This is a genomic window from Pseudomonas thivervalensis (genome assembly GCF_001269655.1).
GTDB lineage: Bacteria > Pseudomonadota > Gammaproteobacteria > Pseudomonadales > Pseudomonadaceae > Aquipseudomonas > Aquipseudomonas thivervalensis.
In genome coordinates this window covers 154366-177973 of sequence record NZ_LHVE01000001.1, presented here as the reverse complement: position 1 = coordinate 177973, position 23608 = coordinate 154366, and the positions used below count along the sequence as shown (strand labels likewise).

At 61.3% G+C, this 23608-nt stretch carries 20 protein-coding genes; 11 read left to right on the top strand and 9 right to left on the bottom strand.

What is annotated here, in order from left to right; all coding sequences use genetic code 11:
• Window positions 1–87: 87 nt before the first annotated feature.
• Window positions 88–528: a peptidoglycan-binding protein LysM gene (gene lysM, locus AD659_RS00690; RefSeq protein ID WP_053117364.1), complete on the bottom strand. Its 441-nt coding sequence runs from the start codon at window positions 526–528 to the stop codon at window positions 88–90.
• 133 nt (window positions 529–661) lie between these two features.
• Between lysM and AD659_RS00685 the strand changes: the two genes are divergently transcribed.
• From AD659_RS00685 to AD659_RS00670, 4 genes are all read left to right on the top strand, one after another.
• Window positions 662–1549 carry a LysR family transcriptional regulator gene (locus AD659_RS00685; RefSeq protein ID WP_053117361.1) on the top strand — a complete coding sequence of 296 codons (888 nt, stop codon included), beginning with the start codon at window positions 662–664 and terminating at the stop codon, window positions 1547–1549.
• 93 nt (window positions 1550–1642) lie between these two features.
• Window positions 1643–2482: a formate dehydrogenase accessory sulfurtransferase FdhD gene (gene fdhD / locus AD659_RS00680; protein ID WP_053117356.1), complete on the top strand. Its 840-nt coding sequence runs from the start codon at window positions 1643–1645 to the stop codon at window positions 2480–2482.
• The gene (locus AD659_RS00675) at window positions 2479–4827 is read left to right on the top strand and encodes an FdhF/YdeP family oxidoreductase (RefSeq protein WP_053117353.1); all 2349 of its coding nucleotides are present in this window, start codon (window positions 2479–2481) and stop codon (window positions 4825–4827) included. The genes fdhD and AD659_RS00675 overlap by 4 nt, the downstream gene beginning before the upstream one ends.
• A 236-nt stretch (window positions 4828–5063) precedes the next feature.
• Complete coding sequence (locus AD659_RS00670) at window positions 5064–5543, top strand: glycine zipper domain-containing protein (protein ID WP_053117350.1); 480 nt, start codon at window positions 5064–5066, stop codon at window positions 5541–5543.
• A 78-nt stretch (window positions 5544–5621) separates the two neighbouring features.
• On the opposite strand, the gene AD659_RS00665 is transcribed toward AD659_RS00670, so the two are convergent.
• The 3 genes from AD659_RS00665 to AD659_RS00655 form a co-directional block, all read right to left on the bottom strand.
• Entirely contained in the window at window positions 5622–6041 is a 420-nt protein-coding gene (locus tag AD659_RS00665) for an acyl-CoA thioesterase (protein ID WP_053117348.1), read from the bottom strand.
• 40 nt (window positions 6042–6081) lie between these two features.
• Window positions 6082–7308 (bottom strand): 3-hydroxyacyl-CoA dehydrogenase, encoded by a 1227-nt coding sequence (locus AD659_RS00660; protein WP_053117345.1) that lies wholly within the window; start codon window positions 7306–7308, stop codon window positions 6082–6084.
• A 107-nt stretch (window positions 7309–7415) separates the two neighbouring features.
• Entirely contained in the window at window positions 7416–9344 is a 1929-nt protein-coding gene (locus tag AD659_RS00655) for a RecQ family ATP-dependent DNA helicase (protein WP_053117343.1), read from the bottom strand.
• 255 nt (window positions 9345–9599) lie between these two features.
• Between AD659_RS00655 and AD659_RS00650 the strand changes: the two genes are divergently transcribed.
• Together AD659_RS00650 and AD659_RS00645 are read left to right on the top strand one after the other, a co-directional pair.
• Window positions 9600–10664, top strand: coding sequence for a S8 family peptidase (locus AD659_RS00650; protein WP_053117340.1), 1065 nt, complete (start codon window positions 9600–9602; stop codon window positions 10662–10664).
• A gap of 85 nt (window positions 10665–10749) precedes the next feature.
• Window positions 10750–11103: a DUF1493 family protein gene (locus AD659_RS00645; RefSeq protein WP_053117337.1), complete on the top strand. Its 354-nt coding sequence runs from the start codon at window positions 10750–10752 to the stop codon at window positions 11101–11103.
• A gap of 77 nt (window positions 11104–11180) precedes the next feature.
• Here AD659_RS00645 and AD659_RS00640 read toward each other — a convergent pair whose 3' ends face one another.
• From AD659_RS00640 to AD659_RS00630, 3 genes are all read right to left on the bottom strand, one after another.
• Window positions 11181–12725, bottom strand: a complete 1545-nt coding sequence (locus AD659_RS00640) for a phosphoenolpyruvate carboxykinase (RefSeq protein WP_053117335.1) — start codon at window positions 12723–12725, stop codon at window positions 11181–11183.
• 178 nt (window positions 12726–12903) lie between these two features.
• Window positions 12904–13806, bottom strand: a complete 903-nt coding sequence (gene hslO, locus AD659_RS00635; RefSeq protein WP_053117333.1) for an Hsp33 family molecular chaperone HslO — start codon at window positions 13804–13806, stop codon at window positions 12904–12906.
• Between the two features lie 255 nt (window positions 13807–14061).
• Complete coding sequence (locus AD659_RS00630) at window positions 14062–14466, bottom strand: RNA-binding S4 domain-containing protein (RefSeq protein WP_053117330.1); 405 nt, start codon at window positions 14464–14466, stop codon at window positions 14062–14064.
• 236 nt (window positions 14467–14702) lie between these two features.
• On the opposite strand from AD659_RS00630, the gene rimB reads away from it, so the two are divergent.
• The gene (gene rimB / locus AD659_RS00625; RefSeq protein ID WP_053117327.1) at window positions 14703–15185 is read left to right on the top strand and encodes a retropepsin-like aspartic endopeptidase RimB; all 483 of its coding nucleotides are present in this window, start codon (window positions 14703–14705) and stop codon (window positions 15183–15185) included.
• Window positions 15182–16087 (top strand): 30S ribosomal protein S6--L-glutamate ligase, encoded by a 906-nt coding sequence (gene rimK, locus AD659_RS00620; protein ID WP_053117324.1) that lies wholly within the window; start codon window positions 15182–15184, stop codon window positions 16085–16087. Before rimB ends, rimK begins: the two co-directional genes overlap by 4 nt.
• 167 nt (window positions 16088–16254) lie before the next feature.
• Here rimK and AD659_RS00615 read toward each other — a convergent pair whose 3' ends face one another.
• Together AD659_RS00615 and ompR are read right to left on the bottom strand one after the other, a co-directional pair.
• A complete protein-coding gene (locus tag AD659_RS00615) occupies window positions 16255–17568 on the bottom strand; it encodes an ATP-binding protein (RefSeq protein ID WP_053117321.1) in 1314 nt (437 codons plus the stop codon).
• Between the two features lie 114 nt (window positions 17569–17682).
• Complete coding sequence (gene ompR / locus AD659_RS00610; RefSeq protein ID WP_003196691.1) at window positions 17683–18423, bottom strand: osmolarity response regulator transcription factor OmpR; 741 nt, start codon at window positions 18421–18423, stop codon at window positions 17683–17685.
• A 356-nt stretch (window positions 18424–18779) separates the two neighbouring features.
• Here ompR and AD659_RS00605 point away from each other — a divergent pair, with 356 nt between their 5' ends.
• The 3 genes from AD659_RS00605 to gshA all read left to right on the top strand — a co-directional run bounded on the left by AD659_RS00605 (window position 18780) and on the right by gshA (window position 23342).
• Window positions 18780–21104, top strand: a complete 2325-nt coding sequence (locus AD659_RS00605; protein ID WP_053117318.1) for a Tex family protein — start codon at window positions 18780–18782, stop codon at window positions 21102–21104.
• Complete coding sequence (locus AD659_RS00600; protein ID WP_053117315.1) at window positions 21104–21487, top strand: PaaI family thioesterase; 384 nt, start codon at window positions 21104–21106, stop codon at window positions 21485–21487. The genes AD659_RS00605 and AD659_RS00600 overlap by 1 nt, the downstream gene beginning before the upstream one ends.
• A gap of 271 nt (window positions 21488–21758) precedes the next feature.
• Entirely contained in the window at window positions 21759–23342 is a 1584-nt protein-coding gene (gshA, locus tag AD659_RS00595; protein ID WP_053117312.1) for a glutamate--cysteine ligase, read from the top strand.
• Window positions 23343–23608: the final 266 nt, after the last annotated feature.

The following is a 23608-nucleotide window of genomic DNA, read 5'->3' as shown; positions in this document are numbered from 1 at the left end:
AGCTTGCTCCCGCTCGGCTGCGCAGCAGACGCATTGGGGCCGCTTCGCAGCCCAGCGGGAGCAAGCTCCCTCGCCACAGGGATCGGATTACTCGGGAATACGCAACACCTGCCCCGGGTAGATCTTGTCCGGGTGCGACAGCATCGGCTTGTTGGCCTCGAAGATCTTGTTGTACTTGTTCGCGTCGCCGTACTCGGCCTTGGAGATGGCGCTGAGGGTGTCGCCCTTCTTCACGGTCACGAAACGCGCCGCTTGTGCGACCGGGCCGGTCACGGTGATCTGGTCGTCGACACTGCCAACACCGGCGATGTTACCCACCGCCAACAGGATCTTTTCCTTCTCTTCCTGGCTCGCCACTTCACCCGTGACGATGACTTTGTCGCCTTCGACGGTCGCCTGTACATTGGGACTACCCAGGCCGACTTTTGCAATGTGCTCTTTCAGTTGTTCGCTGGCATTGGCATTGCCGGGGGTCAGCAGGTCGATCAGCTTTTCACCGGCTTCCTTCACAAAACTAAAGATACTCATGGCACACGCTCCTTGATTTAAGTGTCCAGACGCAAAGACTAGACCAGGCGAGACGAACCCGGTTCCCAGCCGACCAATGACCCCACCTCGCACAAGCGCTAGAATCCGAATCTTCCCGCGCCCTGGAGCGAAGATGGACATCAAGCAGCTGAAATTTCTCATCGCGCTGGACGAAACCCGTCACTTCGGCCAGGCCGCCGCACGCTGCCATATCACCCAGCCGACGCTGTCGATGCGCCTGCGCAGCCTTGAAGAAGAACTCGACCTGCCGCTGGTCAACCGCGGCCAGCGCTTTGAAGGTTTCACCGCGCCGGGGGAACGTGTGTTGGCCTGGGCGCGCACGGTACTGGCGGCCTATGACGGACTGCAGGCCGAAGCGGCGGCCTGTCGCGGCAACCTGGTAGGTACGCTGCGCCTGGGCGTGGTGCCGCTGTCGGACTTCGACCCGCTGGCGATGATGCAGCGCTTGCACGCCGAGCACCCCAACCTGCGTTTCGAATTGTCATCCCTGAGCTCCGAACGCGTCCTCGAACAGTTGGCGAACAACCGCATCGACCTGGGCATTTCCTACCTGGAACGCCTGGACAACGAACGCTTCGAGGCCCTGCCCTTCAGCCCCACCCGTATGGGCCTGCTTTACGATCAGCGCTATTTCTTTTTCGGTGAACAACCGCTGAGCTGGGAGGCGCTGATCGAATTGCCCCTGGGCATGCTCACCAGCGGCATGCATTTTCGCCAATCCATCGACCACAACTTCCACAGCCGGGGCCTGACGCCCCAACCATTGTTGCAAACCGACGCGGTGCATCAATTGTTACAAGCTGTGCACGGCGGGTTGTGTTGCGCGGTGATGCCGCTGGACAGCGGCCTCAATGTCCTGACCGAAGACTTGCGCATCCAACCCATTGAAGGAGCGCAGACGTTAGTCCCGCTGGGCCTGATCATGCGACGCGGCGCTCCGCGTTCGGCGTTGGCAGAGGCCTGTTTTGCCCTCTACCAGAAATCATCGACGACTTCTTGATCGACGTCATCTATTGGAAGATCAGTAATAGCGATTAGACGTGGCAGATTGCCGCATTTAGTCTTAACACTATTCCTACTTTCAGTGATGCCTATGAACGACAAGCCTCCGGTCAGTCCAGCGCCTGCGATGGAAACATCCGCGCCGGCCGCCAGCCAGAGCTATCGCTACTGCAACCTGGACCACTCCCGATCGGACAGCACCGCGCTGGCCGAGGAAGTGGCGCTGGCGATTGCCTATAACGGCATCAGCCAGGCGGTCATGCTGGTCACCCCCACCGACCTTGAAGACTTTATCGTCGGCTTCAGCCTTGGCAGCGGCATCATTGAAGATTCATCGGACATCTATGATCTGCAACTGAGCGGCACCGGTGCCGCGCACTATGCCCAGGTAACCATCGCCAACCGCGCCTTCTGGAACCTCAAGCAGCAACGCCGGCAGTTGGCGGGCACCAGTGGCTGCGGATTGTGCGGCGTGGAGGCGGTGGAGCAAGCCCTGCCCAACCTCAAGGTGCTGCCCGGCGCACCCTTGCCTGCGGCGCAATGGCTCGATGGCCTGCGCGACCGCATCAGCCAATTCCAGCCCTTGGGCCAACATTGTGGCGCGGTGCACGCGGCCTTGTTCATGAACGCCCAGGGCGAATTGCTGCTGGGCCGCGAAGATATAGGCCGGCACAACGCGCTCGACAAACTGATCGGCGCGTTGATCCGGCAACAGATCCCGGTGGCCGGTGGCGTAGCGATCGTCACCAGCCGTTGCAGCCTCGAACTGATCCAGAAAGTACTGCGCGCTGGCATCCAGACCCTGGTCAGCCTGTCGTCGCCCACGGGCCTCGCCGTGCAATGGGCCCGCCAACACAACCTCAACCTCATCCACCTGCCGCAAAAAAGTGCGCCGCGGGTCTATAGCCCTGCGATGGAGAAACAAGCGTGAGCAATCATCAACAAGCCGACCAGAAACCCGTTCCGCGCTACAAGCCCTACAAGGGCCCGGCTGGCGGCTGGGGTGCGCTGATCAGTGTCGCTCAGGCCTGGTTGACCAGCGACAACGCGCTGAAGAACATCCGCATGATGCTCAAGACCAACCAGAATGGCGGTTTTGACTGCCCGGGTTGTGCCTGGGGCGACTCGCCGGAAAGCGGCATGGTCAAGTTCTGCGAGAACGGCGCCAAGGCTGTGAACTGGGAAGCCACCAAGCGTCGCGTCGACGGTGCCTTTTTTGCCAAGCACAGCGTGACCTCGTTGCTGGAACAGAGTGACTACTGGCTCGAATACCAAGGTCGCCTGACCGAGCCAATGCGCTATGACGCCGAAACCGACCGCTACAAGCCCATCAGTTGGGAAGCGGCGTTCGCCCTGGTCGGCAAGCACCTGCAAGGGCTGTCCAGCCCGAACCAGGCCGAGTTCTATACCTCGGGCCGGGCCAGTAACGAAGCGGCCTATTTGTATCAATTGTTCGTGCGCGCCTACGGCACCAACAATTTCCCCGACTGCTCGAACATGTGCCACGAGGCCAGCGGCGTAGCGCTGTCCCAGAGCGTAGGCGTGGGCAAGGGCACGGTGACGTTCGACGACTTCGAGCACGCCGACGCGATTTTCGTGTGGGGCCAGAACCCGGGCACCAATCATCCGCGGATGCTCGAACCTCTGCGCGAGGCGGTGAAGCGCGGCGCCCAAGTGATCTGCATCAACCCGCTCAAGGAGCGTGGCCTGGAGCGCTTCCAACATCCGCAGAACCCGATCGAAATGCTCACCAACGGCGATAAGCCGACCAACACCGCGTATTTCCGCCCGGCATTGGGTGGTGACATGGCGATATTGCGCGGTATGGCGAAATTCCTGCTGCAATGGGAGCGTGAGGCGCAGAACAGCGGCGCCGAGGCGGTGTTCGACCACGCGTTCCTCAATGAGCACAGCACCAACGTGCTGGATTACCTGGCGGCGGTCGACGATACGCCGTGGGAACAGATTGTCGAGCAATCAGGCTTGACCCTGGCTGAAATCGAGCAGGCGGCGCGCATGTACGCCAGAAGCAAGAACGTGGTCATGTGCTGGGCGATGGGCATCACCCAGCACCGTCACTCGGTCGCGACCATCCAGGAAATCGCCAACGTGATGATGTTGCGCGGCAACATCGGCCGGCCAGGCGCAGGCCTGTGCCCGGTCCGCGGCCACAGCAACGTGCAGGGCGACCGGACCATGGGCATCAACGAGCGTCCACCGGTGCCGTTCCTCGACGCGCTGGAGCGGCGTTTCCAATTCAAGGTGCCGCGGGAAAACGGCCACAACGTGGTCGAGGCGATCCACGCCATGGCCGACGGCCAGGCCAAGGTGTTCATCGCCCTGGGCGGCAACTTCGCCCAAGCCACGCCAGACAGTCATCGGACGTTCCAAGCCTTGACCAACTGCGACCTGACGGTGCAGATCAGCACCAAGCTCAATCGCAGCCATCTGGCTCACGGCAAGGACGCGCTGATCCTGCCGTGCCTGGGCCGTACCGACATCGACCTGCAAACCGAAGGCGCGCAAGCGGTGACCGTGGAAGACTCCTTCAGCATGGTGCATGCCTCCATGGGTCAATTGCAGCCGCTGTCGAACCAGATGCGCTCCGAACCGTGGATCATCGCCGGCATCGCCGCCGCCACGCTGGGTAGCCGCCCGGTGGACTGGAACTGGCTGGTGGCCGACTACAGTCGCATTCGCGACCTGATCGCCGATACCGTACCCGGCTTCAAGGACTTCAACGAAAAGCTGAAGAACCCTGGCGGCTTCTACCTGGGCAACAGCGCCGGTTCGCGGCGCTGGAACACCGCATCGGGCCGCGCCAATTTCAAGCCAAACCTGTTGCCGACCGACCTTGCGCATGAACGCACCCGTGCCACTGGCCAGTTGCCCGACCTGATCATGCAGTCCATGCGCTCCCACGATCAGTACAACACCACCATTTATGGCCTCGATGACCGCTATCGCGGCGTCAAGGGCCAGCGTGACGTGTTGTTCGTCAACGAAGCGGACATCATTCGCCTGGGCTTCAAGCCAGGCCAGAAAGCCGATATCGTCTCGCTCTGGGAAGACGGTCGCGAGCGTCGGGTCAAGGGGTTTACCTTGCTGGCGTTCGACATTCCGGCCGGTCAGGCTGCGGCCTACTATCCAGAAGTGAACCCGCTGGTGCCGTTGGAAAGCACGGGCGACGGCAGTCACACCCCGACCTCGAAGTTCGTCGCGATCCGCCTGGAAGCGGCGAGCGCGAATGGACTGATCCTGGCCAAGTCGGCCTGATACAGCCTTTAGGATCAGGGTGGCCACGAAGCACTTTCCTGCGGGCACAAAAAAGGCCGTTTTCCATGGAAAACGGCCTGTCTCAAGTAGCTAAAGACCGGCCAATTCACCTTAAGTTCCCACCACAAAACAATAACTTAGAGAATTGTGCACAAGTCGTGTTACTCGTCGGATTTCGATTGTAAGCAAGCGAAGCCAGCCTCAGGATCGCGCCGTCATCCCTTTGAGGCTCCTCTATGAAGTTCTCCTCCATTCTCTTGTTGTCCCTTAGCCTGGCCAGTGGCATCGCTTCCGCCGGTGGTACTGCCGAAGCAGGTGTGGGCGGCGCATTGGGCGGGGTTTTGGGTTCGGTCGTCGGCCAGTCCCTGGGCGGCAACACCGGTTCCACTATCGGCGCGGCGCTGGGCGGTGCGGGCGGTAGTGCAGTCGGTGCAGACAGACACAGTCGCGGCGAAGCGGCAATCGGCGGCGCGCTCGGGGCGGCCGGCGGTAACGTAGTCGGCCGTAGTGTCGGCGGCAGCACCGGCAGCCTGATCGGTGCGGCGGCGGGCGGTGGCGCCGGTGGTGCCCTGGGTAACTACATGGGCAAGGACGATGACGATGACCGTCGCTACGACGGTCGCCGTGGTGATCGCCGTTACTACCGTGACGGCCACCCAGGTCGCGGCCATGCCTACGGGCATCGCAAAAAACATCATCGCTACTACCGCGACTAACGGCTGACCAATATCGGCCGTTGAAGATCGCAGCCTCCGGCAGCTCTACGAGCTGACAGGAGGCTGCGATTTTTTGTTTCAGACCACCAAGCGCTCCAACGCCCCGCGCAGCCGATCGGGAATCGCCACCGGCCGATTCGACGCCCGGTCCACAAACACGTGAACGAAACGCCCCGCCGCGCAAGCCTCCTCCTCACCCACTTTGAACACCGCCAGCTCGTACTGCACCGAACTGCTGCCCAACTTGCCGACCCGCAGACCGATTTCAATCCGGTCTGGAAAGGCGATCGAGGCGAAGTAGTCGCAGGCCGAACTCACCACGAACCCCACCACTTCTCCCTCATGGATATCCAGGCCGCCGACTTCGATCAGGTAGGTGTTCACGGCGGTATCGAAAAAGCTGTAGTAGGTGACGTTGTTGACGTGACCGTACACATCGTTGTCGTGCCAGCGCGTGGTGATGGGTTGCAAGTGCGGGTATTCGCTACGTTGGGGCATCAAGTGTTCTTCATGGTTGTTCAATGATTTCAGGATAAGCCTATCGGTTCGCGAATCCCTTGCCCTGCGCCGCCAGCTCGCCGATCAGGCGTGCGGGCTGCCATTGGTCGCCCTGCTTCGTTTCGAGCTCCAACAGGCGCTCGTGGATAGCTTCCAGCCCCTGCCCGTCGGCCCAGGCCATCGGCCCGCCCTTGTCCGCAGGAAAACCGTAGCCGTTGAGGTAGACCAGGTCGATGTCATGGGCCGACTCGGCAATGCCTTCCTGCAGGATCTTCGCCCCCTCGTTGACCAGCGCCAGCAAGCAACGCTCAAGGACCTCCTCCGGGCCGATCTCGCGACGCTGGAACCCCAGCGCTTCACTGACCCCCAGCACCAGCGCATCGACCTCAACGTCATGCTCAGCCTGTCGACTGCCCGGCTCGTAGTGATAATACCCATTGCCGCTTTTCTGGCCGTACCGCCCCAGTTCGCATAAACGATTGTCCACCTGCACCTCGGGCGCGTCCTGGCCCTTGCCCGCCAACTCACGGGCGCGCCACTCCAGGTCGATGCCAACGACGTCGTACATGCGAAACGGCCCCATGGCAAAACCAAAACCTTGCAACGCCGCATCCACCTGATGGGGAAATGCGCCCTCCAGCAGCATCTTGCGCGCTTCCAGCACATACGGATGAAGCATCCGGTTGCCGATGAAACCATGGCAGTTACCCGATATCACGCTGACCTTGCCCATGCGCTTGCCCAACATCAGTGCCGCGTCCAGCACCGCTTTGGCGGTTTGCGCACCGCGAACGATCTCCAGCAGCTTCATGATGTGCGCCGGGCTGAAAAAATGCAGGCCCAGGACCTGGGCTGGCCTGCGGGTAACAGCGGCGATGGCATCGATGTCCAGCGCCGACGTGTTGCTCGCCAGGATGGCCTCGGGCTTGAGCAGGCCGTCCAGTTCGCGAAAGATCGCCTGCTTGAGCTCCAGGTTTTCGTAGACCGCTTCGATCACCAGGTCCACCTCGCGGATCGCCGCGTAGTCCTCCGCCCGCGTTACCCGGGCGATCCGCGCATCCGCCTCGCCTTGGTCGATACGGCCCTGGCGCACGCCATGAGCGTAGGTCTCGGCCACGGCGACCAGCGCCTGCTCAAGCATCTGCGGATTGTTGTCGACCCACTGCACCGCTACGCCGGCGTTGGCCAGGCACATCACGATGCCCCGCCCCATGGTGCCCGCACCCACCACCGCGGCGCGCTGAATATCGAAAGATGTCTGGCTCATGTTGGTTCTCTTGTTGGCGATCCGAAGACAGCCTTCACCTTAGTCAGCCGCCGAATATTTTTGAAATTTATTCGTGTGATGAAGGGCATTCAGCGGATGGATGCAGCTCACAGGTGCGCTTGAGCCCACTGGCGAACTTCAGTGTATGGATACGCTTCCAGTGCGCCATACCCGCCGATCTTCCGCGCCTTCAATCGGGTGAACAGCGGCACGCTGATCCCGCACAGGAAGCGCGTGAGGCGCTCGGCAGACGGCACGCTGCCATTGTGCTGTTCATGCTTGTGGATAAAGTCGCCACACAGCACCTCGAAGTTTTTATCCACAAGCGCTGCTAACGCAGGCGGCTCCGGCAGGCGAGCGATATGCCCATGGCACACCGAACAATGGCCGCACTGGCGTGGCGCATTGCCGTCGCCGAAATACTCCGCCAAGCGATGACCCAGGCAACGGTCGGTGGCGAACAATTCGAGCATGGCGTGGATCCGCGCGATTTCACCCTGCTCGTGCCGGGTGAAATAATCGTGTAGCTCCATGCTCAAGACCTGCGCATCCAGGTCCGCCTCCAGCACGCTGTACACCTCGGTCATCTGTTTGCTTTCCAGCTCGATCCAGCCCTTCTCCTGGAAATAATCCAGCGCCTTGACCACGCGACTACGCTCGGCGCGATACAGCTTGTACATCCCGTCGAAATCCACCGTGGCCCAGCTCCGCGCGCGACTGGAGGTCTGGATGATGGCCGCGACGAAGTCCCTTCGCTCACCTTCGAAGCGTTCCAGCAACTCGTGCGGCTCGGCCAGGAATTTGAAGCGGTACTCAGCGAAATAGGCATAGCGCGGCGCGATCAACCGGCGCAGTTCCAACTGGACCAGCAGCGTCTTGAGCGGCAATTGCCGGATGTTGCTCTGGTCCGCCAGCGGTCCCAACAAGAATTCCCACTGTCCATCGGCTGCAGCGGCCTTCAATTCATCGAGCACGCAACGAATGCCGGCAAGCTCCGGCGTATCGCCATACACGAAGTTCTCCAGCACGTTGAGGCTGTCGCGGTTGGCCAGCACCAGGCAATCGGACGACAGCCCGTCCCGCCCGGCCCGGCCGATCTCCTGGCTGTAGTTTTCGATGGACTTGGGCAGGTCGAAATGCACGACGTTGCGGATGTCGCTCTTGTCGATGCCCATGCCGAAAGCGATGGTCGCGACGATGCAATTGGATCGGCCGTCCATGAATCGCCGCTGGATGACTTCGCGCTGCTCATGGGGCAAACCGGCGTGATAGGCCTCGGCCTGGATACCGTTGCGGCCCAGATGTTCGGCGATCTGCTCGGCGGTTCGCTGCAAGGTGACGTAGACGATGCTCGGCTGCCCGGCACGCGCGCCCAGCCATTGCACCAGCCGTGCGCGCTTATCGACACCCGCCACGGGCTCGACCAGCAGATTGAGGTTCGCTCGGTAGAAACCGGTCGTCACCACATCGGCGGCGGCAATGGCGAATTTCGCCTGCATGTCGGCGATGACCTTGGGTGTCGCGGTGGCCGTCAGCAGCAATACCTGGGGAATGTTGAACTGATGCTGGTAATCGGGAAGCTTGAGGTAATCAGGTCGGAAGTTATGCCCCCATTCCGAAATGCAGTGGGCCTCGTCCACCACCAGCAACGAGATCGGCACCTGCTGCAGGAAATTGCGAAAACGTTCGTTCTTCAGGCGCTCCACGGAAATCATCAGGATCTTCAATTCCCCCGAACGGGCCCGCGCCATGGCGTCGTTGGCTTCGTCACGGCTCTGGGCCGAGTCGATGCTGGCCGCCGCGATGCCGTGGCGCTTGAGGAACGCCAGTTGGTCCTGCATCAACGCCAGCAGTGGCGAAACCACCAGGGTCAGGTGCGGCAAGAGCAGGGCCGGCAATTGATAACACAGGGATTTTCCCGAGCCGGTGGGGAAGATGGCCGCCGCCGACCGACCGGCCAGTACGGCGCCAATGGCCACCTCCTGACCGGGACGAAACTGTGGATAACCGAAAACCTGTTCCAGGGTGCTGAGCATGCGCGGTCGCTCCTTTGACTGCTGCGATGCCCAAAGCCTAGCGGGACAACGCAGCGAGTCGAGAAAAGGTCGGGGGCAAAAACGATACCGGATGATACAGCCTCGGCGCCCTTCTGCTTTGCCATGAAGCGATACAAACTCGGGCACTTTGATGCCTCGTCCCCTTTCTGTTTGCAGGTTAAGGTACCCCCCGCACTCATGCGTTACACCAGGCCAGGAGGCCTGGTGCTCAAGACTTTGTTCAAGGAACGAACGATGCCCTACCCATTTTCCGCTCTACGCGCCCTGGCGATATCCTCGGCCTCACTGCTGGTCGGTTGCCTGACCACTCCTGAACGACCCAACGTGGAACCGGCTGTCTTCGAAACCCCGGAATACCACGCGCAACAAGGCTTGGCCGTGGTCAAGGCTTCGGCGTTGTATGCGCGCGGCGGCACGGGCCAGGATGTGACCGTGGCGCTGATCGACTCGGGGCTCAACGCCGGCCTGAAGGAGTTCGAAGGCAGGCTGAGTGACCCGGGATTCGATTATGTCGAGAACCGTCCCGGCACGGTCGACCGCGTCGGTCACGGCACGCAAATGGCCGGCATACTTGCCGCCAACAAGGACGATCAGGGCATGCATGGCATCGCATTCAATGCTCGCCTGATCCCTTTTCGCTTTGGCGACAATAACGAACCCTTCTTTTTCGACAGTGAGATCGCGCAATCCTGGCAAAGCGGCTTCGACAAGGGAGCCCGCCTGTTCAACAACTCGTGGGCCAACGCCATCCCTGCCACCGAGATCAATGAGACGCGCTACAACCAAGTGATGCCCGACGCCTTGGCCGCTGCCCGGAAATTGGTCTCGGATGGCGCGGTGTTCATCTTCCCGACCGGCAACGAACTCAAGCGAGAACCCCTGGCCGAACCAGGATTGCCACTGGCCTTGCCTGAACTGGAGAAAGGTTGGATCGCAGTCGTTGCGTTAAAAAAAGATGGCAGCGCCATTAACGCAAAGTCCAACTATTGCGGCGTTGCGGCCGCCTGGTGCATCGCCGTTCCCGGAGGCGATGCGGGCGCACAGGCAGGCTTGCTCACAGTGGGCAAGGACGGCCGTTACGTCCAAACCGCCGGCACTTCCCCGGCCGCAGCCCTGGTCAGTGGCGCCTTGGCAGCCCTGCAAAGCCGCTACCCACAACTCAGTCCGCAGCAAGTGCGCGAACACCTGCTGGCGACAACCAACCGCACAGGCATCTACGCCAACAGCGAAGCCTATGGCCGAGGGTTGATGGACCTAGAGGCGGCTTCACGGCGCGGTCCTGGGCCCATGGCTGACTAAGTCTTTCTTCTTTTTCCAACAGGCAGCAATTCCCCCTAAACTTTCCCTCCAGACGGACGCACGCCAACATCCCGGAAACCTCGCCATGCACCTCGCCCCAGACTTCCCCGACGATCAAACCATGCGCCAGCTGATGGAGCTGCTCCACGAAGAAATCGGCCTGCCTGAACGCAAGACGATTCGCCTGGACACGTCGATCAATCTCGACCTGGGTTGCGATGGCGCGGACGCTAGGCACCTGATGGAGGCTGTGGAGGAACGGTTCGCCATCGAGCTCATCGACTACGACGCCTACCGCTATTTTCAGCCTGAAGGGTTCGATGTGTTTCAAAAGCGCCGGGCCAAGGGCCGCGGGAACAAGCTGCCACTGACCATCGGCATGCTTTACAAAGCGATCAAGGTACAGCGATGGGATACGCGGGAAGTGGAAGAGGCCTAGTTGATCGGGGCGCCTCGAATAGCCGGCCATAAAAAAACCGCCCATGAAGGGCGGTTTTTTCATTCAATCACCAAGCCTTACAACTGCGGACCCGCAGCCTTGATCGCGTCGCTCACTTCGAACTTCTTGAAGTTCTCGATGAACAGACCGGCCAGCGCCTTGGCAGCTTCGTCGTAGGCGGCTTTGTCGGCCCAGGTGTTACGTGGGTTCAACAGGCCAGTCTCGACGCCTGGAACAGCCAGTGGCACGTCCAGGTTGATGATGTCCAGGTGTTCGGTTTCAGCACCGATCAGCGCGCCGCTCTGGATCGCGGCGATCACCGCACGGGTGGTCGGGATGTTGAAGCGCTTGCCGACGCCGTAGCCACCGCCAGTCCAACCGGTGTTGACCAGGTAGACCTTGGAACCGAAACCGCGGATGCGCTTGATCAGCAGCTCAGCGTACTCACCGGCTGGACGCGGGAAGAACGGGGCGCCGAAGCAGGTGGAGAAGGTCGATTTGATGCCGCTGCCCGAACCCATTTCGGTCGAGCCCACCAGTGCAGTGTAGCCGGACAGGAAGTGGTAGGCGGCTTGTTCTTCGCTGAGGATCGACACTGGCGGCAGTACGCCGGTCAGGTCGCAAGTCAGGAAGATCACGGCGTTTGGCTCGCCGCCGAGGTTTTTCGGCGCGCGTTTTTCGATCAGCTCACGCGGGTAGGCGGCGCGGCTGTTCTGGGTCAGGCTGTCGTCGGCGTAGTCGGCTTTCTTGGTGGCCGGGTCCAGCACCACGTTTTCCAGTACGGCGCCGTGCTGGATGGCTTTCCAGATGACCGGCTCGTTCTTCTCGGACAGGTCGATGCACTTGGCATAGCAACCGCCTTCGATGTTGAAGACCACACCCACGCCCCAGCCGTGCTCGTCGTCACCGATCAGGTAACGGCTTTCATCGGCGGACAGGGTGGTCTTGCCGGTGCCCGACAGGCCGAAGAACAGGGTCACATCGCCCTCTTCGCCCATGTTCGCGGCGCAGTGCATCGGCAGCACATCAACAGCCGGCAGCAGGAAGTTCTGCACGGAAAACAGGGCTTTCTTCATTTCACCGGCGTAGCGCATGCCGGCGATCAGCACTTTCTTGGCCGCGAAGTTGATGATCACGGTGCCGTCGGAGTTGGTGCCATCGCGCTCAGGCTCGCAAACGAAATTCGGCGCGTTGAGGATCTGCCACTCGTCCTTGCCGCCGGCGTTGTATTGCTCGGGGTTGATGAACAGGCAACGGCCGAACAGGTTGTGCCACGCCGTCTCGGTGGTCATCTTGACTGGCAGGTAGTGCGCAGGATCGGAACCTACATGCACATGGGAGACAAAACGCTCGCGCTCGCCCAGGTAGGCTTCGACGCGGTTCCACAGGGCATCGAACTTGTCGGCCGGGAACTTGCGGTTGATCGGGCCCCAGGCGATGGCGTCCTGAGTGGTTGGCTCTTCCACAATGAAACGGTCGACTGGCGAGCGACCGGTACGATGACCGGTACGGACAACCAGCGCGCCAGTATCGGCAAGCTCGCCTTCACCGCGATTCAGGGCTTCTTTGACCAGATCATCGACACTCAGATCGGTGTACACGGCGTTATTGGCTTGCGTCATGAGATTCCCCGTCGGCCCGTGGCCGAGTGCTCCAAACGTTTTGTAGTAGGAAGTCGCGCACTACTACCCGAAAAAAGTGGGCCGGATTATGCCAGAAAACCCCAAAAAGAGTAGGGCCCTCCCGTCAGTACGGCGTAAATCCGGCGTTTGCCAGGAGATTTACCTGCGCTGAACCGTTTTAGTGTCGAGTATCTGACGGTGTGTCGACACCCGCACCGGCGAACAATTGAGCGATGTCCGCCGCGTCGAACAGGTAGCGCTCATTGCAAAACTGGCAGTCGACCTCGATGGCGCCGCCATGCTCGATCACCAGTTGCTGCGCATCTTCCAGACCCAGACTGACCAGCGCATTGCCGGAACGTTCACGAGAGCAACTGCATTGGAAGCGCAACGGCTGGCCGTCGAACAAGCGTACCTGCTCCTCGTGGTAGAGGCGATGCAGCACCGTTTCGTTGTCCAGGCCCAGTAGCTCATCGGCGCTCAAGGTGCTGGCCAGAGCGGTGATGTGCTGCCAGCTGGCGTCACGTTCTTCCGGGTCGCGCAGGCGATCGGCAGGCAGTTGTTGCAGCAGCAAACCGCGCGCGCGCCGCCCGTCGGCGTAGAGCCAGAAGCGGGTATTGGTCTGCTGGGACATGACGAAGTAGTTGGTGAAGCAATCGGCCAGGGTTGCCCCGTCCAGATCGACAATGCCCTGGTAACGCTGGCCTTGGGTCGGATCGACCGTCAGGGCCAGCACACCGTTGGGCATCATGTCGGCCAGGGTCGCGTCGGGCGCGATCTGTTCAGCGTCATAACGGGCCAGGCCACGGATTTCGCGCTCGCTGGAGCACTCGATCATCAGCAACGGCACCGGGCCATCGGAGCGGGCCTGGAGAATCAGCAAGCCATCGAACTTCAAGGTGCCCACCAGCAACGCCGCAGCCGCCATCAGCTCGCCGAGCAGTTGTGCGACCGGCTCCGGATAGGGGTGCTTGGCGAGGACTTCGGCGTAGCTACGCTCCAACGCCACCAGCTCGCCCCGGGCGTCACTGTCATCGAAGATGAAACGTTGGGTGTAGTCGGTATCCGGTAAATCAGTCATAGGGTCTGGTATCTGAGGTGATGACAAATGATAGCGGGCATTTTATGGGCATTCAGGGAGGGTTCCAAGCAAGGCTTGGGTTTGCCTGACGGGAAGGCGCTAAAGCTTGTTCCCGCTGGATCGGAGGTACTGGCGTAGGAGCTGTCGAGTGCAACGAGGCTGCGATCTTTCCCCAGACAATTGAATCTCAAGCGAAAGATCAAAAGATCGCAGGCTTCGCCAGCTCCTACAGCGCCCAGCGGGATGACCGGCGCTTTATTCACTATTGCTGCCATGAAACTTGAACAGGTCCCGACGCTGCTTCTTGCTCGGCTTACCATCGGTGCTGACACCCAGGGCGCCAGCCTTGCGTTGCGCGGCGGCGGCTTCGCGCTTGGCGAGGCTGGCTTCGGTTTCGCGGTACAGTGCCTGCGCTTCAGGTGCGCCGCGCCGCACGATCGACAGGGCCTCGACCACCACAGTCTTTTCATCGAACCCCGTACGGATGACAAACTCATCGCCAATACGTGGTTCCTTGCCCGGCTTGCAACGCTCGCCCCGGTGATGAACCTTGCCACTTTCGATAGCGGCCTTGGCCAGGGCCCGGGTCTTGTAGAAGCGCGCCGCCCACAACCATTTATCGAGACGGACCTTGTCGTCCTCTTCTTTTTTTTGTGCCACTGCAATTCCTCTCTTCTGCCAATAGCCGGAACTGTACTACCGTTTTTGTCGGGCGCACGAATCCAGCCCGACGGATAGAATGCCCGCCAAGCCGTCTACATGCCCGTCGCTTGGAGCGGAATCGGTTACAAGCAAAAACAAGTGCGTAGATAACTGTCGCCATTTTGTGATTATTCTGCGTGAATACCGCGATTCGCGGAGTCCACGGTCCGATGCACTGATCGCAGGTTTTTTTATTGAAGACGTTTGACCATTTGACCGTTGTCGGTCTGCGCGAGTGGGTCGCGCTCCCGGATCTGGGAGTCGCGGGCCTGCGGGCAAAAATCGACACCGGGGCCAGCACCTCCAGCCTGCATGCCACTGACATCGAGCCGTTCGAGCGCGATGGCGAGAAGTGGGTGCGCTTCACTGCGCACCTCGGCACGGTGGTGCAGTTGCGCCATCGCCGTTGCGAAGCCCCGCTGGTGGCGCGCAAGACCATCAAGAGTTCCAACGGCCACGCTCAGGTTCGCTACGTGATCAGCACCACGTTGGCACTGGGTGACCGGGTCTGGCGGGTCGAGTTCACCCTTGCCTGCCGCAAATCCATGCGATATCGCCTGTTATTGGGTTCCAAAGCCTTGATCGACGGCCAACTGGTGGTCAATCCGGGTACCAAATATGTTCAAGAAAAGCCGGCATTCCCGGTGTCCACTACCTCTGCCACAGGTGTTGCATGAAGATCGCTGTGCTGTCGCGTAATCCGCGTCTGTATTCCACTCGTCGCCTGGTTGAAGCCGGGACCGAACGTGGCCATGAAATGGTGGTGATCGATACCCTGCGCGCCTATATGAACATCGCCAGCCACAAGCCGCAGATCCATTACCGTGGCAAGCCGCTGGAAGGCTTCGACGCGGTGATCCCGCGCATCGGCGCATCCGTGACGTTCTATGGCTGCGCGGTGTTGCGCCAGTTCGAAATGATGGGGGTGTTTCCCCTCAACGAGTCGGTGGCCATCGCCCGCTCTCGGGACAAACTCCGCTCGCTGCAACTGCTGTCACGCCGAGGGATCGGCCTGCCGGTCACCGGTTTTGCCCACTCCCCCGACGACATTCCCGATCTGATTGCGATGGTCAACGGCGCACCGCTGGTGATCAAGGTGCTGGAAGGCACCCAGGGCATCGGCGTGGTCCTGTGTGAGACCGCGACCGCGGCGGAGTCGGTGATCGAAGCGTTCATGGGCCTGAAGCAGAACATCATGGTCCAGGAATACATCAAGGAAGCCGGTGGTGCCGACATTCGCTGTTTCGTGGTCGGCGACAAAGTGATTGCCTCGATGAAACGCCAGGCCAAGCCCGGTGAGTTCCGCTCCAATCTGCATCGCGGCGGCAGCGCCAGCCTGATCAAGATCACGCCGGAAGAGCGCATGACCGCCCTGCGGGCCGCAAAGGTCATGGGTCTGGCCGTGGCGGGCGTGGATATCCTGCGTTCCAATCACGGGCCGTTGGTGATGGAAGTCAATTCCTCGCCAGGCCTGGAAGGCATCGAGACCACCACGAACAAGAACGTGGCGGGGATCATCATCGAGCATCTGGAAAAGAATGGCGGGCCGAACATGACCCGGACCAAGGGTAAGGGTTAACGCACCAGTACAAAACCTGTGGGAGCTAGCTTTTGTGGGAGCCGAGCTTGCTCGCGATAGCGGTGTGTCAGTCAAGATCAACTTTACTGATCCACCGCTATCGCGAGCAAGCTCGGCTCCCACAGGACTCGCTCCCACAGCTTCCCTGTCTTGCTTGAGAGAGATCGCTACACCGCATCCCGAGGCAGCATCAAGCCCAACGGCAGCCGCACCCTGGCCTCCAACCCACCACCAACGCGGTTGCGCAGCTCGACGTTGCCGCCGTGCATCGAGGCGATGCGCTTGACGATCGCCAGGCCCAGCCCCGTGCCCTTCCCACCTCGGGCGCGATCGCCCCGGGTGAAGGGATTGAAAATGGCTTCCAGTTCCGAGGGATCGATGCCGGCGCCACGGTCCATGACACTCAGCACCACGTAAGGCGCGCTGGTGTCGCCGGAGACATAGGCCGCGACTTCGACACCGGCGCCGGCATGGTTCAGGGCATTGCCGATCAGGTTGTTCAGCAAACGCTTCATCGACACCCGGCGCAACGGGAACGGCTGGATCGGCTCCAGGCGCAGGTGCACTTTCTCGTCGTTCTGGTTATAGGGCGCGACCACTTCCCGCACCAACTCGCTGAGGTCCACCTCTTCCACGGATTCATCACGACCGTCGCGTATGAACGCCAGGAACTGGTCGAGAATCGCGTCCATGTCCTCGATATCACGGACCATCTCGTCGGTCAGGTCGGTGTGTTCGCCCATCAATTCCAGCGATAACCGCAGCCGGGTCAGCGGCGTGCGCAGATCGTGGGAGACGCCAGCCAGCATCAGTTCGCGTTCGCGACCAGCCTGTTCCACATCTTCGGCCATCTGGTTGAAGGCGCGGTAGACCTCGGTCATTTCACTGGGCGTATCGCTGATGGGCAGCCGCACGCTGCGCCCCTGGCCCAGTTGGCGAGCGGCGTAGACCAGGCGTTTCAACGGTTGATTGAGCTGACTGACGAAGATCCACGCCGACGCCGTCGACAGCAGGCCGATGGCCAGGAACCAGCCGAGCACGTTCCAGATTTTCTGGCCGCGCAGCGGATGCGGGTACAACGGCACTTTCAGCCAGCCATCCCCCAGGCTCGGAGCCCGCACCCAAAGCGCCGGCGGCGAGTGCATGCGCAATCGCACCTCGGTGTCGGCGCCCAGTTCGGCCTGCATCTGGCGTTGATAGATCTCGCTGTAGGGCCAGTGCTGCTCGCCCTCCGGCACGCCGGCGCCGACGACGCGGATCAGCGTGGCCGCCTCGGCGATTTTCGCCCGATTGGTTTCGTCCGCAGCCCAGTAAGCCCGCAGGGTCAAGGCAACGCCGTGGCTGTACTGCCGGTCCACGAGCACGTCTTCGTTCATCAGCAGGTACACCAGCGTCAATGCCTTGGAGAAGAGCACGACGATCAGCACCAGCCAGAGGGTGCGGGAGAAAAAACTCTGGGGGAACCAAACGGGGGTTTTCATGGATAACCGCTACACACTTGCAGGAGCGAGCGATGCTCGCACAATGACAGACCGCGAGTCGCCTGGAAGAAGACATTTCAACCGGCCAGGCCACCCGCTCCTACAAATCGCCGATCACTTGCTGGCGGCGCCATCCGGCACGAACACATAACCGACGCCCCAGACGGTCTGGATGTACCGCGGCTTGGAAGGATCAGGCTCGATCATCCGGCGCAGGCGGGAAATCTGTACGTCGATGGAACGCTCCAGCGCATCCCATTCGCGACCACGGGCCAGGTTCATCAGCTTGTCGCGGGTCAACGGCTGGCGGGCGTTCATCACCAAGGCCTTGAGCACGGCGAACTCACCGGTGGTGAGCATGTGGACCTCATCGCCGCGCTTGAGCTCGCGGGTAGCCAGGGACAGCTCGTAGTCGCCGAAGGTTACGCTTTCGTCTTCGCTGCCCGGCGCGCCAGGTACCGGCGCCGACTGGCGACGCAGCACCGCCTTGACGCGGGCCATCAGCTCGTCGGGGTTGAACGGCTTGGCCAGGTAATCGTCGGCGCCCAGTTCAAGGCCCTTGATACGGCTCAGCTCGTCGCCCTTGGCGGTCAGCATGATGATCGGGATCTGGTTGTTGGCGCCGCGCAGGCGGCGGCAGGCGGTCAGGCCGTCTTCGCCGGGCAGCATCAGGTCGAGGACGACCAGGTTGAACACTTCACGGGCCAGCAACCGATCCATTTGCTCGGTGTTCGGGACGGTACGGGCGCGGTAGCCCTTGCTGACGAAAAAGCGTTCCAGCAGGCTGCTCAGCCCTGGATCGTCGTCAACAATAAGAATTTTTTCGCCTTCAGCAGTTTGTGCAGTGCTGCTCATAGGAAGCTCCTTTGATCTCGGCGCGCATTATGGCCTAGCTGCCGTTATACGCACCGTGTGCATTGTTAGCAGATTTTTCCTCTATCTCCACAAATCCGGGTACCAAGCCTACAGACCCTGTCCCCCCTCAGGGACGCAACGCTGGTTATAATGCGCGGCCTTTTGTGCCAGGGAATGTCGGATCGAGACTCCGGCGTGCCATTTTTTCCCTGGGCCAGGCAGCACTTTTTGAATTTCGCGGGTCAACAGGCAGCCTTTTGACCCAGGCAGCGGCGCATCCCAGGCCGCTCAACCAGTCTCGCCGAACCCGACTTCTGCGGTGGCGAGCCTGATTTCATAATTTGTCAGGTGGTTTTATGGACAGCATCAACAGCCGCATCGCCGAGGAACTCGGTGTACGCCCACAACAGGTCGAAGCGGCCGTCGCGCTACTCGATGAAGGCTCCACGGTGCCTTTCATCGCCCGTTACCGGAAAGAAGTGACCGGCAGCCTCGATGACACCCAATTGCGGCACTTGGAAGAGCGCCTGCGCTACCTGCGAGAACTCGACGAACGGCGCATCAGCATCCTGGCCAGCATCCAGGAACAGGGCAAGCTGACCCCGCAACTCGAGCGCGACATCAAGTTGGCCGACACCAAGACGCGCCTCGAAGACTTGTACCTGCCCTACAAGCAAAAGCGCCGCACCAAGGGCCAGATCGCCCTGGAAGCCGGCCTCGGCGAGCTGGCCGACGGCCTGTTCAACGACCCGACCCTGGCCCCGGAAGCCGAAGCCGCGCGTTTCGTCGATGCCGAAAAAGGCGTGGCGGACGTGAAAGCGGCGCTGGAAGGCGCCAAGTACATCCTCATGGAGCGTTTCGCCGAAGACGCCAACCTGTTGGAAAAGCTGCGTAACTACCTCAAGCAGGAAGCCACCCTCAGCGCCCGGGTGATCGCCGGCAAGGAAGAGGAAGGCGCGAAGTTCCGCGACTACTTCGAACATGACGAACCGCTCAAGAGCATGCCGTCCCACCGCGCCCTGGCGATTTTCCGCGGTCGCAACGAAGGCATTCTCAGTTCTGCCCTGAAAGTCGGTGAAGAATTGCCCGGCACCATGCACCCGTGCGAAGGCATGATCGGCCAGCAATTCGGCATCCAGAACCAGAACCGCGCCGCCGACAAATGGCTGGCCGAAGTGGTGCGCTGGACCTGGAAGGTCAAGCTCTACACCCACTTGGAAACCGACCTGCTGGGCGAGTTGCGCGACAACGCGGAAACCGAGGCGATCAACGTGTTCGCCCACAACCTGCACGACCTGCTGCTGGCCGCACCGGCCGGCCCGCGTGCGACCCTGGGCCTGGACCCGGGCCTGCGCACCGGCTGCAAGGTGGCGGTGGTGGATTCCACCGGCAAACTGCTGGACCACGCCACGGTCTACCCGCACGTGCCGCACAACAAATGGGACCAGACCCTCGCCGTGCTCGCTGCCCTGTGCGCCAAGCACTCGGTGGACCTGATCGCCATCGGCAACGGTACCGCCAGCCGCGAGACCGACAAACTGGCCGCCGAGCTGATCAAGAAATACCCGGCCATGAAAATGACCAAGGTCATGGTCTCCGAGGCCGGCGCGTCGGTTTACTCGGCATCGGAACTGGCCTCCAAGGAATTCCCCGACCTGGACGTGTCGATCCGTGGCGCGGTGTCGATCGCCCGTCGCCTGCAGGATCCACTGGCGGAGCTGGTGAAGATCGACCCGAAATCCATCGGCGTGGGCCAGTACCAGCACGACGTTTCTCAACTGAAACTGGCACGCGGCCTGGACGCAGTGGTAGAGGATTGCGTGAACGCCGTGGGCGTGGACGTGAACACTGCTTCGGTGGCGCTGCTGGCGCGTATTTCCGGCCTGAATGCCACGCTGGCGCAGAACATCGTCAGCCACCGTGACGAACACGGTGCGTTCAAGACCCGCGCCGCGTTGAAGAAAGTCCCGCGCCTGGGTGAAAAAACCTTCGAACAGGCCGCCGGCTTCCTGCGCGTCATGAACGGCGACAACCCGTTGGATTCTTCGGCTGTCCACCCTGAAGCCTACCCGCTGGTGCAACGCATCGCCGCCCAGACCGACCGCGACATCCGCTCGCTGATCGGCGATGCCGGGTTCCTCAAGCGCCTGGATCCGAAGAAATTCACCGACGAAACCTTCGGCCTGCCCACCGTCACCGACATTCTCCAAGAACTGGAGAAACCGGGCCGCGACCCGCGCCCCGAGTTCAAGACCGCCGAGTTCCAGGACGGCGTCGAAGACCTCAAGGACCTGCAACCGGGCATGATCCTCGAAGGTGTGGTGACCAACGTCACCAACTTCGGTGCCTTTGTCGACATCGGTGTGCATCAGGACGGCCTGGTGCACATCTCGGCGTTGTCCGAGAAGTTCATCAAGGACCCACGCGAAGCGGTGAAGGCCGGTGATGTGGTGAAAGTGAAGGTCATGGAAGTCGACATCCCGCGCAAACGCGTCGGCCTGTCGATGCGCATGAGCGACACGCCAGGCGAGAAAGTCGACGGTGCCCGTGGTGCGCGTCCTGGCTCGACACCTCGCCAGTCGCAGAACACCGCGCCGCGCAAGGAAACCGCCACCGCGGCCCCGGCCAACAACGCCATGGCCTCGCTGTTCGCCAACGCCAAGCAATTGAAGAAACGCTGATGGATGCGCCAGCCGGGTTGGTGGAGAGCGCGTTCTTCAAGCTGCTCGGCTGCCGTCTGCACAGCCTGGGGGACGGGGTGGCGCAAGTCGCCCTGAGCCTTGAGCCGCCGTTGCGCAATCGCGGCGGCAAGCTGCACGGCGGTGCTCTGTTCAGCCTGGTGGACATCGCCATGGGACTGGCCTGTTCCAGTGTCCATGGCTTTGACCAGCAGAGCGCGACCATCGAATGCAAGATCAACTACATTCGCGCCGTGTCCGACGGCGACGTGTTGTGCACCGCCCGGGTCATCCATCCGGGCCGGCGCACGCTGGTGGTCGAGGCCGACGTGATGCAAGGCGACAAATTGGTCGCAAAAGCGCAAGGCACGTTCGCTGTCCTATAGCTCCCTGTCATCGATTTGCGGTAATTTCGACGCCACGAATGCGGTGTCGGGCTTTCCTGTGGGAGCGAGCTTGCTCGCGATAGCAGTGGACCGGTCACTATTAAGTTGACTGACATACCGCTATCGCGAGCAAGCTCGCTCCCACAAAGGGACGGCGGCGATTTTCTTCAGCCATATGAAAACCAGGCGAAAACGCCAGTTTTAACTTCACCCTTGTAGACCGTCTTGCCCACCCCCATATTGGGGCGACTGACGCGTGAAGGAATTCAACTTGAGCGACCTTTTAAACCGCCGCCTGGCCCTGCTCGGCGAGCGCGCCAACCTCTCCCTGCTCGAACAGTGCCTGCACGGCATCGAGCGTGAATGCCTGCGCGTCACCGGCGATGGGCACCTGGCACAGACCCCGCATCCCAAGGCCCTGGGCTCGGCGCTGACCAACGAACAGATCACCACCGACTATTCCGAGTCGCTGCTGGAGTTCATCACGCCGGCCCTGGCCAACCCGGCCGATACCCTGCGCAGCCTCGACAAGATCCACCGGTTCGCCTATAGCAAGCTGGGCGACGAGTACCTGTGGAGCCCGTCGATGCCGTGCCCGTTGCCGACGGAAGAAGAGATCCCGATCGCGTATTACGGCACCTCCAATATCGGTCGGCTCAAGTACGTCTATCGCCAGGGCCTGGCCCTGCGCTACGGCAAGACCATGCAATGCATTGCCGGGATTCACTACAACTTTTCCCTGCCGGAAAAGCTCTGGCCCCTGCTCCGGCAGAACGAAGCCGCCGATGTGAGCGACCGTGACTTCCAGTCGTCGGCCTACATCGCGCTGATTCGTAATTTCCGCCGCTACAGCTGGTTGCTGATGTACCTGTTCGGTGCCTCGCCGGCCCTGGACGCCGGTTTCCTGCGGGGCCGTCCGCACCAGTTGGAACAACTGGATCCGGACACCTTGTACCTGCCCTATGCCACCAGCCTGCGCATGAGCGACCTGGGTTACCAGAGCAACGCCCAGGCCGGCCTCACGCCGTGCTACAACGACCTGGCGAGCTACACCGACAGTCTGCGCAAAGCGGTGGCGACGCCCTACGCGCCGTACGTCGAAGTCGGTACGCACCAGAACGGCGAGTGGGTGCAGCTCAATACCAACATCTTGCAGATCGAAAACGAGTACTACTCCAACATCCGCCCCAAACGCGTGACCTACACCGGCGAACGGCCGATCCAGGCCTTGATGGCCCGGGGTATCCAGTACGTCGAAGTGCGTTGCCTTGACATCAACCCGTTCCTGCCGATGGGCATCGACCTCACCGAATCGCGCTTCCTCGATGCATTCCTGCTGTATTGCGGCCTCAATGACAGCCCGCAGTTGGAAAACAACGAATGCGGCAACGCCACGAGCAACTTCCTGACCGTGGTCAAGGAAGGCCGCAAACCCGGCCTGCAATTGCAGCGTCAGGGCCAAGCGGTGGACATGCAGGCGTGGGCCGTCGAATTGCTGGAAAAAATCGCCCCGCTGGCCTCTCTGCTCGACCATAGCCAGGGTGGCGATGCCCACCGTCAGGCGCTGGACGCGCAATTGGCGAAAGTCCGCGATCCATCCCTGACGCCTTCGGCCCAGGTGCTGGCTGCCATGGCCGAGCATCAGGAAAGCTTCGCCCAGTTCTCCCTGCGCCAAAGCAAGGCCCACGCCGAATTCTTCCGTGCCGAGCCGTTGCCTGCCCAGGAGCAGGCGGCGTTCGAGGAAACTGCCCGGCAATCACTGGTCCAGCAAGCCGAGCTGGAACAGAACGAGGTGGGGGATTTCGACGTGTTCGTAGGTTCGTATCAGGCGAGCATCCTGGCGATCAGTAACTGACACCCCGCTGGCGAGAACGCTTTTTTTGGCGAGGGAGCTTGCTCCCGCTGGACTGCGCTGTAGGAGCTGCCGAAGGCTGCGATCTTTTGATCTTTTTGATCTTTCCCTTGAGACTCAAGTCGCAGCGGAAAGATCGCAGCCTCGCTTCGCTCGACAGCTCCTACAAGCCGAGCGGGAGCAAGCTCCCTCGCCACAAGGGGTCTTAGCCACTTCCAATAGATTTTTTCGCAAATAAGCTCATTCGAAAAAGTTATTTATTTTCTAAT